Source organism: Pseudomonas fungipugnans, assembly GCF_029955235.1.
Classification (GTDB): Bacteria; Pseudomonadota; Gammaproteobacteria; order Pseudomonadales; family Pseudomonadaceae; genus Aquipseudomonas; species Aquipseudomonas fungipugnans.
The window spans coordinates 827,630-843,944 of record NZ_JARBWL010000002.1 but is presented as its reverse complement, the minus strand read 5'-3'; the positions used below and the strand labels follow the sequence as shown (position 1 = coordinate 843,944).

The 16,315-nt window shown below is 61.5% G+C and carries 14 protein-coding genes and 1 riboswitch; of the genes, 6 read left to right on the top strand and 8 right to left on the bottom strand.

The window, feature by feature from the left end:
* Positions 1-470: 470 nt before the first annotated feature.
* From cpdA to POF45_RS18720, 3 genes are all read right to left on the bottom strand, one after another.
* Positions 471-1,286, bottom strand: coding sequence for a 3',5'-cyclic-AMP phosphodiesterase (gene cpdA, locus POF45_RS18730; protein ID WP_282316382.1), 816 nt, complete (start codon positions 1,284-1,286; stop codon positions 471-473).
* A gap of 99 nt (positions 1,287-1,385) precedes the next feature.
* A complete protein-coding gene (locus tag POF45_RS18725) occupies positions 1,386-1,838 on the bottom strand; it encodes a DUF1249 domain-containing protein (protein ID WP_259498717.1) in 453 nt (150 codons plus the stop codon).
* The gene (locus POF45_RS18720; RefSeq protein ID WP_259498716.1) at positions 1,829-2,446 is read right to left on the bottom strand and encodes an NUDIX domain-containing protein; all 618 of its coding nucleotides are present in this window, start codon (positions 2,444-2,446) and stop codon (positions 1,829-1,831) included. The genes POF45_RS18725 and POF45_RS18720 overlap by 10 nt, the downstream gene beginning before the upstream one ends.
* Positions 2,447-2,660: 214 nt before the next feature.
* On the opposite strand from POF45_RS18720, the gene POF45_RS18715 reads away from it, so the two are divergent.
* Positions 2,661-3,398 carry an RsiV family protein gene (locus tag POF45_RS18715; RefSeq protein ID WP_282316380.1) on the top strand — a complete coding sequence of 246 codons (738 nt, stop codon included), beginning with the start codon at positions 2,661-2,663 and terminating at the stop codon, positions 3,396-3,398.
* On the opposite strand, the gene cytX is transcribed toward POF45_RS18715, so the two are convergent.
* Together cytX and thiC are read right to left on the bottom strand one after the other, a co-directional pair.
* Complete coding sequence (cytX, locus tag POF45_RS18710; protein ID WP_282316379.1) at positions 3,367-4,659, bottom strand: putative hydroxymethylpyrimidine transporter CytX; 1,293 nt, start codon at positions 4,657-4,659, stop codon at positions 3,367-3,369. The two genes, POF45_RS18715 and cytX, sit on opposite strands and share 32 nt — an antisense overlap.
* Positions 4,660-4,870: 211 nt before the next feature.
* A complete protein-coding gene (gene thiC / locus POF45_RS18705) occupies positions 4,871-6,760 on the bottom strand; it encodes a phosphomethylpyrimidine synthase ThiC (RefSeq protein ID WP_259498712.1) in 1,890 nt (629 codons plus the stop codon).
* 166 nt (positions 6,761-6,926) lie between these two features.
* Positions 6,927-7,032, bottom strand: a riboswitch (TPP riboswitch).
* 191 nt (positions 7,033-7,223) lie between these two features.
* Between thiC and POF45_RS18700 the strand changes: the two genes are divergently transcribed.
* A complete protein-coding gene (locus tag POF45_RS18700) occupies positions 7,224-8,657 on the top strand; it encodes a TolC family outer membrane protein (protein ID WP_282316378.1) in 1,434 nt (477 codons plus the stop codon).
* 133 nt (positions 8,658-8,790) lie between these two features.
* Here the strand turns inward: POF45_RS18700 and waaA are convergent, their stop codons facing one another.
* On the bottom strand, positions 8,791-10,071 hold the full coding sequence (gene waaA / locus POF45_RS18695; protein WP_259498709.1) for a lipid IV(A) 3-deoxy-D-manno-octulosonic acid transferase: 1,281 nt from the start codon (positions 10,069-10,071) through the stop codon (positions 8,791-8,793).
* A gap of 11 nt (positions 10,072-10,082) precedes the next feature.
* Positions 10,083-10,985, bottom strand: coding sequence for a LysR family transcriptional regulator (locus POF45_RS18690; RefSeq protein ID WP_259498707.1), 903 nt, complete (start codon positions 10,983-10,985; stop codon positions 10,083-10,085).
* A 103-nt stretch (positions 10,986-11,088) separates the two neighbouring features.
* Between POF45_RS18690 and POF45_RS18685 the strand changes: the two genes are divergently transcribed.
* From POF45_RS18685 to POF45_RS18670, 4 genes are all read left to right on the top strand, one after another.
* On the top strand, positions 11,089-11,421 hold the full coding sequence (locus tag POF45_RS18685; protein ID WP_259498705.1) for a DMT family transporter: 333 nt from the start codon (positions 11,089-11,091) through the stop codon (positions 11,419-11,421).
* Between the two features lie 237 nt (positions 11,422-11,658).
* Entirely contained in the window at positions 11,659-12,834 is a 1,176-nt protein-coding gene (locus POF45_RS18680) for an NAD(P)/FAD-dependent oxidoreductase (RefSeq protein WP_282316375.1), read from the top strand.
* Entirely contained in the window at positions 12,831-13,643 is an 813-nt protein-coding gene (locus POF45_RS18675) for an aldo/keto reductase (RefSeq protein WP_282316374.1), read from the top strand. Before POF45_RS18680 ends, POF45_RS18675 begins: the two co-directional genes overlap by 4 nt.
* Before the next feature lie 32 nt (positions 13,644-13,675).
* The gene (locus tag POF45_RS18670) at positions 13,676-14,641 is read left to right on the top strand and encodes a metal ABC transporter ATPase (RefSeq protein WP_259498699.1); all 966 of its coding nucleotides are present in this window, start codon (positions 13,676-13,678) and stop codon (positions 14,639-14,641) included.
* A gap of 164 nt (positions 14,642-14,805) precedes the next feature.
* Here the strand turns inward: POF45_RS18670 and hldE are convergent, their stop codons facing one another.
* Complete coding sequence (hldE, locus tag POF45_RS18665; protein WP_259498697.1) at positions 14,806-16,227, bottom strand: bifunctional D-glycero-beta-D-manno-heptose-7-phosphate kinase/D-glycero-beta-D-manno-heptose 1-phosphate adenylyltransferase HldE; 1,422 nt, start codon at positions 16,225-16,227, stop codon at positions 14,806-14,808.
* Between the last annotated feature and the right edge of the window lie 88 nt (positions 16,228-16,315).

Here is a 16,315-nt window from a genome sequence, read left to right as displayed (position 1 = left end):
CCTTGGGATTGAGACTGTTTAGGCTGACACCTTCGCGAGCAGGTTCGCTTCCATAGTTGCATCGAGTATATCCGGGTAGGGTTGGTCGGCTGTCAGGTCGCCATCGCGAGCAAGCTCGCTCCCACAATTTTGATACGGGTGCAGCAGGGGGAGATTGGTTGGCTGGCAGGCCGCCTTCGCGAGCAAGCTCGCTCCCACAATTTTGATACGGGTGCAGCAGGGAGTGATTGGTCGGCTGGGGGGTCGTCTTCGCAGGCAAGCCAGCTCCCACAGTTTTGAGCGGGGTGCATCTGGGGGAGATTGGTTGGCTGGCAGGCCGCCATCGCGAGCAAGCTCGCTCCCACAGTTTTGAGTGGAGTACATCAGGGATGTGATTGGTCGGCTGTCAGGCCGTCTTCGCAGGCAAGCCAGCTCCCACATTTTGAACGGTGCACACCTGGAAGAGCATGGTCGGCCCAAAGGCCGCCAAGTCAATAACCGCCAGCCCCGTAATCCACCTGGAAATCAAAACCGGTCACCCGCTCAACATCCGTCTCCAACCCCCCATCAGGCAAAAGCCGCAACCACCGATACCCCGGCGCCTGCTCCCCTACCCTGAAATCCTCACTCCCCGGCTCAAACTGAATACAGGTCGAAGGCGAAGCAATCAACCGCACCCCATTACGCACCCGATCAAACGCTTGATGCACATGCCCCCACAACACCGCACGCACCTGAGGAAACCGATCCAGCACCGCAAACAACGCCTCAGGATTACGCAACCCGATGGGCTCCATCCACACACACCCCATCGTCACCGGATGATGATGAAAACACACCAGATGATGCCGCTCCGGCGCCTCACTCAAGGAACGCGCCAACAACTGCAACTGCTCATCCTGCAAGAACCCCGGCACCGAACCCGGCACCGCTGAATCCAGCAAAGTGACCCGCCAATTGCCGACATCCACCACCGGCTCCAGCAACGCACTCTGCACCGCCGCCTCGGCCATGATCCGCGGCTCGTCATGATTGCCGGGAATCCACCGGGTCGGCGCATCGAGCTGCCCGGTCATCTCACGAAACTGCTGATAAGACTCCAGCGTGCCATCCTGAGACAGATCACCACTGGCCACGATCAGATCGATCCGCGGCTGCTGGCGTTTCACCAGCTCAATGACTTTTTGCAGGCTGTCGCGAGTATTCATGCCCAGCAACGTGCCGTCTGCTTCGGCAAACAGATGGCTGTCGGACAGTTGCACCAGCAGCGCCGGATCGGCGGTGGTCAATGTGGATACGCTCGGCAAGGCGTTCTCCCAGGGCGGCATCACGGTTGTGGACAAGTACCGCAATTATGCTGGGAGGCGCTCAAAAGAGGAAACCTGTGAACCGGACGCAGTTCACATCTATCGAACCACAGCGTACTCATGGCCGCAGGCCAGACAGTGGCTCAGCCATTCCCCCAGAAACATGTTCAGCTGGGCTTTTTCGTCCGGCTGATGCATCGCGGCGTTCGGGTAAGGATAGATGCCGCGAAAGCGTCGTGCATGTTCGGCGCTGACGACCTCGGCCATGCACGCGTCGTGATAGACCTGAACTTCCAGTTGCGGTATCGGCAGCCAAGGCAAACTGTGCTCCTGGCGCACTTGCAGGGTGGTGGTGTACGGACAGACCTGCAGCACTTCCAGCGCCAGCACGCCGAGCATCTGGTCTCCGTGAGTCACGGCAATACGCCGGGCTGCCGGCTCGTTGCGCATGTCCGGCAGCAGTCGCATCAGGCGCGCGTAGTTGGCCTCGCAGGAGGCTTGCAGCCCCGCCAGATCAACCCGGTAGCGATCGCGCAGCTTGTTTACAACCATAACCCCCTCACTTCAACGCGGTTCAACGCCAGCCATTGCAAGGCAATGATGCTGGCCGCGTTGGCAATTCGTCCATCGCGTACGGCTTGCAGGGCGTCTTCGAGCGCCCAGACCGTCACGCGAATATCTTCCGCCTCTTCTGCCAGTCCATGCAGCCCCCCGACTCCTGTGGTGTCGCAGCGTCCCAGGTACAAATGCACGAATTCGTTGCTGCCACCCGGCGACGGGAAATACTTGAGCATCGGCCACAACGCGCCGAACACAAGCCCAGCTTCCTCCTGCGCTTCGCGGTGAGCAACTTCTTCCGGTTCTTCATCCTTGTCGATCAGACCGGCGACCAGTTCCACCAGCCACGGGTTGTCGGTCTTGCCCATGGCGCCGACGCGAAACTGCTCGATCAACACCACTTCATCGCGCTGCGGATCGTAAGGCAGCACGCACACGGCATCATGGCGAACGAACACTTCGCGGTTGATCTCGCGGCTCATGCCACCGGCGAACAATTCGTGGCGCAGCACCACGCGGTCGAGTTTGTAAAAACCCTTGAAGCAGGTTTCGCGGCTGACGATATCCACAGCGGTCGGAATGGCGTTGGTAAAATCAGTCATGAGCATCCTCGTTTTCTACACATCCAATACGAGGCTCCAACCTCGACTTCGCGCCATCCTAACGCGCTCGTCACCTTTGATGCAGCCCCTTTCCAGTCAGCGGGATAGACGGCAGAGCTGTAAACATCTCTAATTAGCTTAGTGGCGAACTGATTACCCCGCCGACAGTCGAAGCGGTAACTTTTCGCCTTTCCCCGTTTCATGAAGGACGCCCATGCAGCTTTTCAAAATAGCCTCCGTGACCGCAATCGCGCTGACTCTGGGCGCCTGCCAGAGCCTGTTCCAACCCAACTATCAAAAGCCGCTGGAGACCACGCGTGATGCGTCCGAGCAGCTGAAAGCGGGCTGCACCACACCACCGGACTGCCCGCTGGTTAACATCGATACGCTGCGCTTCCCGGCCGAGCCCGCACTGGACGGCATCATCGAAAAACGCCTGCTGCAAATGACCGACGCGCCGACGGCACCCACGCTGGCGGCCTATCGCGAGCAGTTTTTGCGCGACGCCGCCCCGCACTACGGCAGCTACTTGCAAGCCAAGGTACGGGAGCAGCATGACGGCTTGGTGATCATTGAGCTGTCCAGCTATCTGGACACTGGCGACGAGCATGGCAAGCCGGGCCGGGGATTCATCAACTATTCGCGTCAGCAACACCAGGTGCTGGAGTTGCAGCAGATGTTGAAGCCGGGGCAGGAAGAGGTGTTCTGGAACGCCGCGAAAGTGGCTCACAACAGCTGGCTGATCAACAGCCGACTCGATCAGGAGCCGGAGTTCGTCAAGGCCTGGCCGTTCCAGAAAACCCCGAACGTCGCCCTGACGCAGGCAGGGGTGCTGCTCAAGTACAACGTCAGCACGATTGCGCCTTACGCCTTGGGCAACATCGAACTGACCATCCCCTACACGCGCCTGAACGGCATCCTCAAGCCCGAGCTGTTTCCCGGCCGTAACTGAAGGCTCGACCGAGCACCAGTTGCAGCAGCCCTGCCAGTACCAGCGACGGCAGGGTTGCGCCGATGTCCGGATACAGATTGGCCAGCAAATGATAGGTGCTCACCCCGCCCAGCCAGGCAAGCAGCGCCGGCCAGCGCAACGCGGCTGACGCCACCTGGGCACCGCGCTTGCGCAGAATGAAGTGGTCCACCAGCACCACGCCGAACAGCGGCGCAAACACCGAGCCGATCAGCAGCAGAAAATTCTGGTACTGCGCCAACGGCGCCAGACAGGCGATCAGCGTGCAGATCACGCCGATGGCCAAGGCCAGATGCTCGACTTTCAGGCGCAACAGAATTCCGCTGGACACCGCCGCCGAGTGAATATCGGCAAAGGCGTTTTCCGACTCGTCCAGCAGTATCAGCAACAGCGGAATCCCCAGACCGGCACCCGCCAGCGCCAACAGCAAGGCATTGACTTCGCCGCTCGGCGCGAACGCCAGCGTGTAGGCCACGCCAAGGCTCATCAGCCAGAAGTTACCGATAAAGAAACCCAGCGCCGTACCGCCGAAAACGTTTTTCGCGCGCTTGCCGAACCGCGAGTAGTCGGCAATCAATGGCAGCCACGACAACGGCATCGCGATGGCAATATCAAAACCCACAGCGAATGGCATCGAGCCGTCGCCGGACTTGGCCCACAACGTCGCCAGATCGGCTTTGGCGAACAGGTTCCAGGTCAGCCACAGGCAGGCCGCCAACAGCAGCCAGATGCCCCACTTGCGCAGGATCTTGCGCACAAAGGTCAACGGTCCGCTGACCGCGAGCAAGGTCGCCAGAGCGCCGAAGCACAAGGTCCACAGCAGTGGGCTCGACAGCAGACTGCCTTCGCCGAATGCCCGGGTGCCGAGCAGGCTGGCGGCGTCGCGCATGACGATGATTTCGAACGAGCCCCAACCGATCAGTTGCAGCAGATTGAGTATCGCCGGCAGGCTCGCACCGTGTCTGCCGAGGCTGAGTTTGAGTGCGGCCATGGCTGACAGCCCCGTGTCGCTGCCGATCACGCCGACCGCCGCCAGCAGCAGAACACCGACCAGGGTGCCGAGAAAAATCGCCAGCAGCGAACCGGACAGGCCCAGGCCAGGCGCGAGCAAAGCGCCGGTCTGCAGGACCATCAGGCCGATGCCGAGGGAGAACCACAGGGAAAACAGATCGCGACCGCCAAATACACGCTTGTCGGCGGGCACGGCGATGTCGGGGGAGTAGGTGCTGGGTTGAATGCTCAAGGGTGTTATCTCAGAGGGACATTTGTTGTTGTGTTGATCGCCCTTTGTGGCGAGGGAGCTTGCTCCCGCAGGCCTGCCAAGCAGGCCCTAAACCAGTCACCGCGTTCCGACAGTCAGTTCGCGAGGCCAGGATTTACGACCGCTACGCAGCCGAGCGGGAGCAAGCTCCCTCGCCACAAGGCAAGCGGCGCACTCAAGTGCGCCGGTCAGATCAAACCTTCTTGTACAGCTGACTGCCTTCGCGCTTGAAGCGCTCGGCCTGATCCGCCAATCCCTGGGCGACCTCGGCGTCAACGGCTTCGTTCTGCTGGTTGGCCGCATACACCCGGACTTCCTGGGTGATTTTCATCGAGCAGAATTTCGGCCCGCACATGGAGCAGAAGTGCGCGACCTTGGCCGAGTCCTTCGGCAGGGTTTCATCGTGATACGAGCGTGCGGTGTCCGGGTCCAGGCCGAGGTTGAACTGGTCTTCCCAACGGAATTCGAAACGCGCCTTGGACAGTGCGTTATCACGAATCTGCGCCCCCGGATGGCCCTTGGCAAGGTCGGCGGCATGCGCGGCGATCTTGTAGGTGATGATCCCGGTTTTCACGTCATCCTTGTTCGGCAGGCCCAGGTGTTCCTTCGGCGTGACGTAGCAGAGCATGGCGCAACCGAACCAGCCGATCATCGCCGCACCGATGCCGGAGGTGATGTGGTCGTAGCCCGGCGCAATGTCCGTGGTCAGCGGGCCAAGGGTGTAGAACGGCGCCTCGTCGCAGCACTCCAGCTGCTTGTCCATGTTCTCCTTGATCAACTGCATCGGCACATGGCCAGGGCCTTCGATCATGGTTTGCACGTCATGCTTCCAGGCAATCTTGGTCAGCTCGCCGAGGGTTTCCAGTTCGCCGAATTGCGCGGCATCGTTGGCATCGGCAATCGAGCCAGGACGCAGGCCATCGCCCAGCGAGAAGCTGACGTCATAGGCCTTCATGATTTCGCAGATTTCTTCGAAGTGGGTGTAGGCGAAGTTCTCTTTGTGATGCGCCAGGCACCACTTGGCCATGATCGAACCGCCACGGGAGACGATGCCGGTCACACGCTTGGCGGTCAGCGGCACGTAGCGCAACAGTACGCCGGCGTGGATGGTGAAGTAGTCGACGCCCTGCTCGGCCTGCTCGATCAGCGTGTCGCGGAACAGCTCCCAGGTCAGGTCTTCGGCAGCGCCGCCGACTTTTTCCAGCGCCTGGTAGATCGGCACGGTGCCGATCGGCACCGGCGAGTTGCGGATGATCCACTCGCGGGTTTCGTGAATGTGCTTGCCGGTGGACAGATCCATGATGTTGTCCGCGCCCCAGCGAATACCCCAGGTCAGTTTCGCCACTTCTTCTTCGATGGACGAGCCCAGCGCGCTGTTGCCGATGTTGCCGTTGATCTTCACCAGGAAGTTACGGCCGATGATCATCGGTTCCAGTTCGGTGTGGTTGATGTTGGCCGGGATGATCGCGCGACCGCGGGCGATCTCTTCACGAACAAATTCGGGGGTGATGATTTTCGGCACGCTGGCGCCGAAGCTGTAGCCGGCGTGTTGCTGGTCCAGCAGGCCCGCGGCACGAGCGACTTCGAGCTTCATGTTTTCGCGGATGGCGACGTATTCCATCTCAGGCGTGATGATGCCCTTGCGCGCGTAGTGCATCTGGCTGACGTTGGCCCCGGCCTTGGCGCGACGCGGGTTGTTGACGTGAGCAAAGCGCAGCTTGGCCAGCTCTGGATCGGCCAGGCGTTCCTTGCCGAAATCAGAGCTCAACTGCGCCAGACGCTCGGTGTCGCCACGAGCTTCGATCCACGGCGAACGCACATCGGCCAGGCCTTTGCGTACGTCGATGATGACATTGGGGTCGGTGTAAGGGCCCGAAGTGTCGTAGACCACCACCGGTGCGTTGACCTCGCCGCCAAAATCGGTCGGCGTCACGTCAAGGCTGACTTCACGCATCGGCACGAGGATGTCGGGACGGGAGCCCTGGACATAGATTTTTTGCGAGCGGGTAAAAGGCTGAACCGATTGCTGATCGACTTTGGCCGAGTCACTCAAGTTGGTTACGTTTTTTAGTTTTATGGTCATCACGGGCTCTCCGAACACATCCAGGCAGTGGATTTATTGTCGGAGCGAACCTGTAAACGAATGGACGCACGGGCGCTGGGAAAACCAGCAGTGTGCTGTGCTCAGTGCTCGAGGGGTGTTCGATTGTCGAACAACATCCCGGACGAAGCACAAGAGGACTCGCCGGGTGACGAGAAATCTTGTTCCCTACGCAGGCGCTAACCTGATCAGGTTCAACGGGATCCGAAATTATTCGATCTCAGCCTCATAGCAAGGCACCCCGACAAGAACCCGGCCAGTCTAGACACAACCGGCAAAGAACGCCAACACCGCAGCAATCACCATGATGAATGGCGTAATTGCAGGATTGTTGCCAAACGTGCGCGCATCTACACTCGCTACGCCCTGCCGCGCCTTGACGCTGCGCAGGCCGCGCCGTACCTTTGGCGCTCAAATTATCAGCGTAATTTTTAGGGATGGCCTCATGCTGCGCAAACTCTCACTGGCCCTCGCCGTGTCTTGTGCGTCCAATGGAATGGCCTGGGCAGCAGAAGCGCCATTGTCCAACCGTAACGACCTGATCAACGTCTATCAGGAAGCGGTGGACAACAACGCCGACCTGGCCGCCGCCCGCGCCCAGTACGGCGCCCAGAAAGAAGTGGTGCCACAGGCCCGCGCCGGGCTGCTGCCGAACATCTCCGGCGGCGCCGAAGTCGCCGACGTGCGCACCTCGATCGATCAGCCGTCGGCCGTGGCCAACCGCAGCGCCCACTCCTATCAGGCGACGCTGGCCCAGCCGCTGTTCCGCGCTGATCGCTGGTTCCAGTACCAGGCCGCCAAGGACGTCAACGAACAGGCTTCCCTGCAACTCTCGGCCACCGAGCAGAACCTGATCCTGCAAACCGCCGAAAACTATTTCAACGTGCTGCGCAGCCAGGACAACCTGGCCTCGACCAAGGCCGAGGAAGCGGCGTTCAAGCGCCAGCTCGATCAGTCCAACGAGCGCTTCGATGTCGGCCTGTCGGACAAGACCGACGTGCTGCAATCCCAGGCCAGTTACGACACCGCACGGGCCAACCGGATTCTGGCGCAGCGTCAGGTGGATGATGCGTTCGAAGCGCTGATCACCCTGACCAACCGGCAATACAACTCGATCTGGGGTGTTGTCCATACGCTGCCGATCCTGCCGCCGACGCCGAACGACGCCAAGGCCTGGGTCGACACGGCCGCCAGACAGAACCTGAATCTGCTGGCCAGCAACTACGCGGTCAGCGCCGCCGAGCAAACGTTGAAACAACGCAAGGCCGGCCACGCACCGACGCTTGATGCGGTGGCGAAGTACGAAAAAGGCGACAACGATGCGCTGGGCTTTGCCAACCCGAATGCTTTCGGCGCGCCTTACGGCGGCAACGTCGAGCAACGCACCCTGGCCCTGCAATTGAATATCCCGATCTACAGCGGCGGCCTGACCAGTTCCCAGGTGCGCGAGTCCTACTCTCGTCTGGATCAGAGCGAGCAACAGCGTGAAGGCCTGCGCCGGCAAGTGGTGGAAAACACCCGCAACCTGCACCGCGCGGTGAACACCGACGTCGAACAGGTGCAGGCGCGCAAGCAGTCGATCATCTCCAACCAGAGCGCGGTGGAAGCCACTGAAATCGGTTATCAGGTGGGCACACGCAACATCGTCGACGTGCTGGATGCACAGCGCCAGCTCTACACCTCGGTGCGCAACTACAACAACAGCCGCTACGACTACATCCTCGACAACCTGCGCCTGAAGCAAGCGGCGGGGACGTTGAATCCGGGGGACTTGCAGGACCTGACCCGCTATCTCAAGGCCGACTACAACCCGGACAAGGATTTCCTGCCACCGGATCTGGCGCAGGCGGCGGCAGAGCAGCTGAAAGCCCGGCCGTAATTACAATTCTTCTCACACCGCAATCCATGTGGGAGCGAGCTTGCTCGCGATAGGGGACTGCCAGTTAGCCTGGTGCTGACTGATCCACCGCTATCGCGAGCAAGCTCGCTCCCACAATGGGTCAGCGGTGGATTCAGGTTTTGTCGATCAACCGCCCCAACCCATTCAGCAACCGCTGCAACGCCCCCTGATTGCGGCGCATCACTGTCAACCCCGCCTCCGCCATCCGTTGCGCATCTCGTGGCAATTCGAACAGTCGCTGCACTTGCACCGCCAGCCCTTGCGCATCGTCGACTTCCGCCAACGCCCCGGCAGCACGCAGCTGCGCGGCGATTTCCAGGAAGTTGAACAGGTGCGGCCCGGCCAGTACCGGCTTCGCCAGCGCGGCCGGCTCAAGCAGGTTATGGCCGCCATTGGGCACCAGGCTGCCGCCGACAAAAGCACTGTCGGCCAGGGCATAGAGAAACAGCAACTCGCCCATGGTGTCGCCCAGCAGCACCGAGGTGCCGCCCGTTACCGCTTCAGCCGTGGAACGACGCACCGTGGCAAAGCCCTGCTGCTGGCAAAGCGCGAACACCGAGTTGAAACGCTCCGGATGACGTGGCACCAGAATCAGCAGCGCATCGGGGTGACAGGCCAGCAATTGCCGATGAGCCGCCAGCACCACTTCATCTTCACCTTCGTGGGTACTGGCGGCGATCCACACCGGACGCTCCAGCGCCAGCCATTGGCTACGCAGTTCGGCGGCATGCACCAGCAGTTGCGGATCGATGGTCAGGTCGAACTTGATCGAGCCGGTCACTTCAACCGTCTGCGGGCGGGCGCCCAGTGCGCGAAAACGCTCGGCCTCAGCTTCGGTCTGGACCGCGAACAGGCTCATTTCGGCGAGCATCGGCTGGGTCAGTTTGTGAAAGCGGCCATAGCCCCTGGCCGAACGCTCGGACAAACGCGCATTGGCCAGCGCGACGGGAATCCCGCGTTTGGCGCACTGATGAATGTGATTGGGCCACAGCTCGGTTTCCATGATCACCGCCAGCTTCGGCCGGACCCGATCCAGAAACCGCGCCGCCGCACAGGGCAGGTCGTAAGGCAGGTAGCAGTGCTGAATGCGCGGCTCATTGGCGAACAATGCCTGAATCCGCTCGGACCCGGTCGGGGTCATGCAGGTCACGGTGATCGGCAGCTGTGGATAACGTTGCAACAGGGCGCGAATCATCGGTGCCGCGGCGATGCTTTCACCCACCGACACCGCATGCACCCAGATGCCGCCCGGCTGCATCGTCGGCAGGCCGAGGGAAAAGCGCTCGCCAATGCGTTTGGCATAGGCCGGCGCCTTGCGCGAGCGCAGCCACAGGCGAATCGCTACCAGTGGCAGCCCCAGGTAAAACAGCGCGGTGTAGAGAGTTCTATTCATGGCGGCGGAGTTTATCGGCTTTTTTCGCCAATCGCCTGCAACTGCACGGCAAAACGTTCCGCCAGCCAGCGAGCCGCCGGCCCCAGCGGCTCATCGCGGCGCCAGACCAGCTCCACCACCAGCGCTGGCGGGGTCCATTCGCTGACCAGTTCGATCATCTGATTCTGGTACACCGGATACTGCACCACATGCCTTGGCAACCAGGCCCAGCCCAGCCCGCGAATCAGCCATTCGGCCATCACGTAGAAGCTGTCGGCCCGCCAGACTCGTGGGCTGGCCGGCTCGCTGCCAGGGTAGACGCTCGACTGGGTCGACATCAGCAACTGCCGATGCTGCGCCAGTTGCTGGCAGTCCACTTCAGCCAACGCCGCCAGAGGATGACCGATGCCGCAGACGGTGACCATCTCAACGCTGCCAACGACTCGTCGTTCAAGGGCTTCGGGAATCTGGTCATGATAGAAAAGCAGCCCCAGATCGGCCTGACGCTCCACCAGCTTGCGCGCCACATCGCCTTGGGCGGCGCTGGTCAACTGAACCTCAAGGCTGGGGAAACGCTCGGCGAGGGCCTCGAAGCTCTCAATGATTGGCTGATAGGGCATCGCCTCATCCTGGGCCAATCGCAGCCGGGCTTCCTGGCCGCGCATCATCGCCAAGGCGCGGCCATTGAGACGCTCGCACTGGCGCAACACTTCCCGTGCTTCTTCGAGCAACGCGTTGCCAGCTTCGGTGAGTCTGGGCTGGCGGCCGCTGCTGCGATCGAACAGGCTCACGCCCAGATCCTCTTCAAGCAGCGCAATCGAACTGCTGACCGCCGATTGCGCCTTGCGCTGATCCCGCGCCACCGCCGAAAACGAACGTTGCTCGGCGACACTGACAAACAGGCGTAACTGGTCCAGATTCCATTGTATGTTCACGGCGAAACCTATCTTCGAAGCAGATAGGTAATGACTTTACCGCATCTGGAGAGTCTCTAGAATGCCGACCCAAGAAAGCAACGTCTCACACGAGGATTGACCCATGACCGCCTACTACTATCTGGCCATTGCCATCTGTGCCGAAGTGATTGCCACCGTTTCGATGAAAGCGGTCAAGGGCTTCAGTACGCCACTGCCTCTGACGCTGGTCATCATTGGCTATGGCATCGCGTTCTGGATGCTGACATTGGTGGTGCGCACCATCCCGGTGGGCGTGACCTACGCCGTGTGGGCCGGGATGGGCATTGTCATGGTCAGCATCGCGGCGCTGTTCATCTATGGGCAGAAGCTGGATGTGCCGGCGATGCTGGGGATGGGGTTGATCGTGTTGGGTGTGGTGGTTATCCAGCTGTTCTCCAAAACCGCCGGCCACTAACCCATCCATTGTGGCGAGGAAGCTTGCTCCCGCTCGGCTGCGAAGCAGTCGCGGAAGCAGCCATGCGATCCACCTCAAAGACCACATGTTCAGGGTTTGGGGCCGCTTCGCTGCCCAGCGGGAGCAAGCTCCCTCGCCACAGGTGACGTGGTGTCTGATCATCTGTTGATCACTGACAAATCCCCTTCGCAACGAGTCTGTATACTGCGCCCTCGTCTTGAACACTGAGGTCGCTGCATGCCATCCGTTATTTCCACCGACGTGCTGATTGTCGGCGCTGGTGTCGCCGGCCTCTGGCTGAATGCGCGTCTGCGTCGTCAGGGTTTTTCGACCGTGCTGGTGGAGAGCGCCAGCCTCGGCGGTGGGCAGAGCGTTAAGTCCCAGGGGATCATCCATGGCGGCGCCAAATACGCGCTGCATGGCGCCCTGACCGGTGCCTCCGAAGCCATCGCCGACATGCCGCGCCGCTGGCGCGAAGCCCTGGCCGGTAGTGGCGAGCTGGACCTGACTGGCGTGCGCCTGTTGTCCGAAGCCCACTATCTGTGGTCCCCCGGTACGATTGCCGGCAACCTCACCAGCTTCTTCGCCAGCAAGGCCGTGCGTGGCCGCGTCGATCAGGTCAAGGGCGACCAACTGCCGCCAGCCCTGCAAGACAAGCGCTTCAAGGGCAAGGTCTATCGCCTCGCCGAACTGGTGATCGATGTGCCAAGCCTGATCCAGCGCCTGGCCGATCTGGCAGGCGACGGTTTGCTTGCCGGGCAGAAAATCGAGCCGTTGCTGGAAGGTGGTTTGCTGGTCGGCCTCAAGGTTGACGGGCGCGAGATCCGCGCCCAGCGCATCGTGCTCAGCGCCGGTGCCGGTACCGCAGCGCTGCTCGAAGCGCTAGGGCTGACTCAACCGGCCATGCAACGCCGACCGCTGCACATGATCCTTGCCAAAGGCCCGAGTTTGAAACCGCTGTACGCCCACTGCCTGGGTGGCGGCACCAAACCGCGCATCACCGTGACCACCCACCCGGCCGCCGATGACCAATGGGTCTGGTACCTGGGCGGCGATATTGCCGAAGCTGAAGGCGTATCCCGCACGCCTGCCGAGCAAATCGCCACCGCACAGAAAGAGCTCGGCCAGTTGCTGCCCTGGATCGACCTGAGCACCGTGCAATGGGCGACCTTGCGCGTGGATCGCGCCGAGCCGCTGCAAACCGGGCTGACTCGCCCGGACAATGCGTTCCTCGCCGAAGAAGGCCGCCTGCTGGTCGGCTGGCCGACCAAACTGGCGCTGGCCCCGGACTTCGCCGACCGCGTGATCGCCAACCTGCAACGCGACGGCATCCAGCCCGGCCCGAGCGCCGCCCTGCCTGAGCTGCCGAAGCCACCGATGGGCGTGCCTGCCTGGGAGCAACTGCTGCCATGAGCCAACCAACCCTGCACAACCTGCACCGTCCTTTGGGCAGCACCGGCCTGCTGGTTTCGCCGCTGGGCCTGGGCACGGTAAAACTGGGGCGCGATCAAGGGGTGAAATACCCCAACGGCTTTCAGATCCCAGGCGATGACGAAGCACGCATGCTGCTCAAACTCGCCCGCGACATGGGCATCAACCTGATCGATACGGCGCCGGCCTATGGCCGCAGCGAAGAGCGCCTCGGCCCGCTGCTGCGCGGTCAGCGTCAGGACTGGGTGATTGTCAGCAAGGTCGGTGAAGAATTCACCAACGGCCAGTCCCACCACGATTTCAGCGCGGCCCATACGCGGCTATCGGTAGAGCGCAGCCTGCAACGTCTGGAGACGGATTTTATCGACCTGGTGCTGGTGCACTCCGACGGCCACGACCTTGCGATCCTCAATGACAGCCCCGTCTATGCCACCCTCGCTGAGCTGAAAGCCGAAGGCAAGATTCGCGGTTTCGGTTTTTCCGGCAAGACCGTCGAAGGCGGCTTGAAGGCTCTGGAACAAGGTGATTGCGCCATGGTCACCTACAATCTGAACGAACAGAACGAGAAAGCCATCATTGACTATGCTGCTGCTCACGGCAAAGCCATCCTGGTGAAAAAGGCCCTGGCCAGCGGCCATGTCTGCCTGAGCCCCGGCGTCGATCCCGTGCGCGCCAGCTTCGAGTTGTTGTTTGAACATCCCGGAGTAGCCAGTGCTATTGTCGGGACCATCAATCCGCTGCACCTCGCCCATAACGTCGCGACCGTCGCCCAGGTCCTTCGTGGAAATTGACGCCGCCCACGCGGCCTTCAGCAGGAGCCGACATGCCGCGTACGCTCATCAGAAAGAACCCGAGCAACTTCAAGACCCTGCCGCTCCACGTCGAGGCGACGCCTGAAGGCCTGAGCTATCAGAGCGTCGGCATGCCGCTCAATTTTTCCCAGACCCTGCAACGGCGGCGACCGGTGGCCGTGGCGGACGCCGAACGGTTTGTTCTGGAGCTGGCCAACCTGGGTGTCTCGGTGCGCCTGACCCTGCACTGGCAGGGTCGCGACTACTGGGTGCTGGTGCGCCAGCGTCGGCAGGATCGTGGCGATGTGGTGCTCAAGTTGATCTCCGGCTATGTACCGGCCCATGAGCTGAACCTGCCGTTGCACACGGCCATCCAGGAGATCGCCGAAGAGTGTCTACTGGAAACACCCGAAGGCTGGCTCAGTGGCCGGTTCAACGACACCTGGCTGCCGGCGCCCTACTCGACCGCCCTGCACTATCGTGAAGCCCTGCCGTTTCGCCTGACTCCCTTGTCTGGCGCCGCTCGGCCAGTGCGTTGCGCCAATCTGCAACTGATCGAACGGCCACGCGCCTATGTGCATTTGCCCACGGCGTCGCTGCAATTGATCTATGACTTGCGCCTGGAAGTGCCCAGGGAAGCCAAATCCCTGAGTCTGTTTCATGTCGACGAACGACTGGAAGGCGATCAACTGGTGGCCCGACTGGACCGCAAGCGTCCGGATCTGTATTTGATGCCGTTGCAGGATGGGCAGCCGATGGCTGAGCTCTATACGCTGAAAAAAGACCAGCTGTACCCGGCGGGCACACGCGGACTGTATCTGGCAGAAAGCTTCGCCCAACAGGACGGCTGGCTGGTGCGCGATGAGCGGATTCGCTGGAAGGATTGGGTGCGCCAGCAGGGGTTGGCGCCGCCGGGGAAAGATTCGGGGCTGGCACGATTGCGCGGAAAGGCGAAACAGCTATTGAAGAAGATAGTGCCGCACAAGGCGACACGATAGAACGTACAGGGCGCTTTGTGGCGAGGGAGCTTGCTCGCGCTCGAGTGCGCAGCAGTCGCAAAACTCATGAATACAGTTTATCTGGCAGACCGCGGTGTCTGGTTTCAGGGTTGCTTTGCCCCCCAACGGGAGCAAGCTCCCTCGCCATAGTCACCGCGTTGCTCTCAGTTATTACGGATCTTCTCGACAATCGCAGTCGTGGAGCTGTTTTCCACCAGGCCCAGCACTTTCACCGTCCCGCCGTAAGCGGTAACGATATCGGCACCCACCACCTGGTCGATCCCGTAATCGCCGCCCTTGACCAACACGTCCGGCTTGACCTCGCGCAGCAGGTTTTCCGGGGTGCCTTCGGCAAAGCTGATCACCCAATCCACCGCGCCCAGACCCGCCAGTACAGCCATGCGACGGTCGACGCTGTTGATCGGCCGACCTGGCCCTTTCAGGCGGCTGACCGAGGCATCGTCATTGACCGCGACGATCAGACGATCGCCCTGCGCCCGCGCTTGCTCAAGGTAAGTCACGTGACCGGCGTGCAGGATGTCGAAGCACCCGTTGGTGAAGACAATCCGCTCGTTGTGCGCACGGGCGTCATCGACGGCCAGCAGCAATTGCTCAAGACCCAGCACGCCGCGCTCGGAGCCTTCTTCACGCTGAATGGCGCGACGCAGTTCCGGAGCGCTGATGGCCGCCGTACCGAGCTTGCCGACCACGATACCCGCTGCCAGGTTGGCCAGGGCCACTGCGTGGGGCAGTTCTTCGCCGGCTGCAATTGCCGCCGCCAACGTGGAAATCACGGTGTCACCTGCACCCGTCACATCAAACACTTCACGGGCACGCGCCGGCAAATGCAGCGCCGGATGATCCGGGCGCAACAAGGTCATGCCGTGTTCGCCACGGGTCACCAGCAAGGCGCCGAGGTCAAGGTCGTGCATCAGGGTCGCGCCCTTGCTCACCAGTTCGTGTTCATCGGCGCAACCGCCGACAATGGCTTCGAATTCGCTGAGGTTGGGGGTAATCAGACTCGCGCCCCGGTAGATCGAGAAATCCTTGCCCTTGGGGTCGGCCAGCACCGGAATGCCCCGGGCCCGGGCAGCCTGGATCAGCGCCTGATGGTTTTTCAACGCACCTTTGCCGTAGTCGGACAACACCAGCACCTTGATGCCTTCAAGCAACTCGTCGACTTGCGCGCCAAGCGCAAGGGCGTCGGTGGCAAAGGGTTCTTCGAAGTCGATACGCAGCAATTGCTGGTGACGGCTCATGACCCGCAGTTTGACGATGGTCGGCTGGTGCGCGATGCGCTGGAACAATGCCCGCACACCGGCGCCCTTGAGGCTATTGACCAGACTGTCGGCGGCTTCGTCGTCACCGGTTACACCAACCAGAGAGGCCGGCGCACCGAGTGCGGCAATGTTGAGGGCAACGTTGGCGGCACCGCCTGGACGGTCTTCGATTTGCTCGACCTTGACCACTGGCACCGGCGCCTCAGGGGAAATCCGTGAGGTACCACCATGCCAGTAACGGTCGAGCATGACATCGCCGACCACCAAGACAGGGGCTTGATCGAATCGCGGCATGGACAACTTCATGGAGCAACCCACATACAAAATGAACAGGGCCGCGATATTAACACAGGGTTGACGCAGGCTTGCGCGACGGCTGCAACTGGATGAATCA

Coding starts and splice junctions, on each gene's coding strand:
- thiC (WP_259498712.1), bottom strand. CDS start 6,760: ATGACCATAAAACTAAAAAACGTAACCAACTTGAGTGACTCGGCCAAA.
- POF45_RS18670 (WP_259498699.1), top strand. CDS start 13,676: ATGCCGCGTACGCTCATCAGAAAGAACCCGAGCAACTTCAAGACCCTG.
- waaA (WP_259498709.1), bottom strand. CDS start 10,071: ATGAATAGAACTCTCTACACCGCGCTGTTTTACCTGGGGCTGCCACTG.
- POF45_RS18700 (WP_282316378.1), top strand. CDS start 7,224: ATGCTGCGCAAACTCTCACTGGCCCTCGCCGTGTCTTGTGCGTCCAAT.
- POF45_RS18725 (WP_259498717.1), bottom strand. CDS start 1,838: ATGGTTGTAAACAAGCTGCGCGATCGCTACCGGGTTGATCTGGCGGGG.
- POF45_RS18720 (WP_259498716.1), bottom strand. CDS start 2,446: ATGACTGATTTTACCAACGCCATTCCGACCGCTGTGGATATCGTCAGC.
- hldE (WP_259498697.1), bottom strand. CDS start 16,227: ATGAAGTTGTCCATGCCGCGATTCGATCAAGCCCCTGTCTTGGTGGTC.
- POF45_RS18675 (WP_282316374.1), top strand. CDS start 12,831: ATGAGCCAACCAACCCTGCACAACCTGCACCGTCCTTTGGGCAGCACC.
- POF45_RS18680 (WP_282316375.1), top strand. CDS start 11,659: ATGCCATCCGTTATTTCCACCGACGTGCTGATTGTCGGCGCTGGTGTC.
- POF45_RS18685 (WP_259498705.1), top strand. CDS start 11,089: ATGACCGCCTACTACTATCTGGCCATTGCCATCTGTGCCGAAGTGATT.
- POF45_RS18715 (WP_282316380.1), top strand. CDS start 2,661: ATGCAGCTTTTCAAAATAGCCTCCGTGACCGCAATCGCGCTGACTCTG.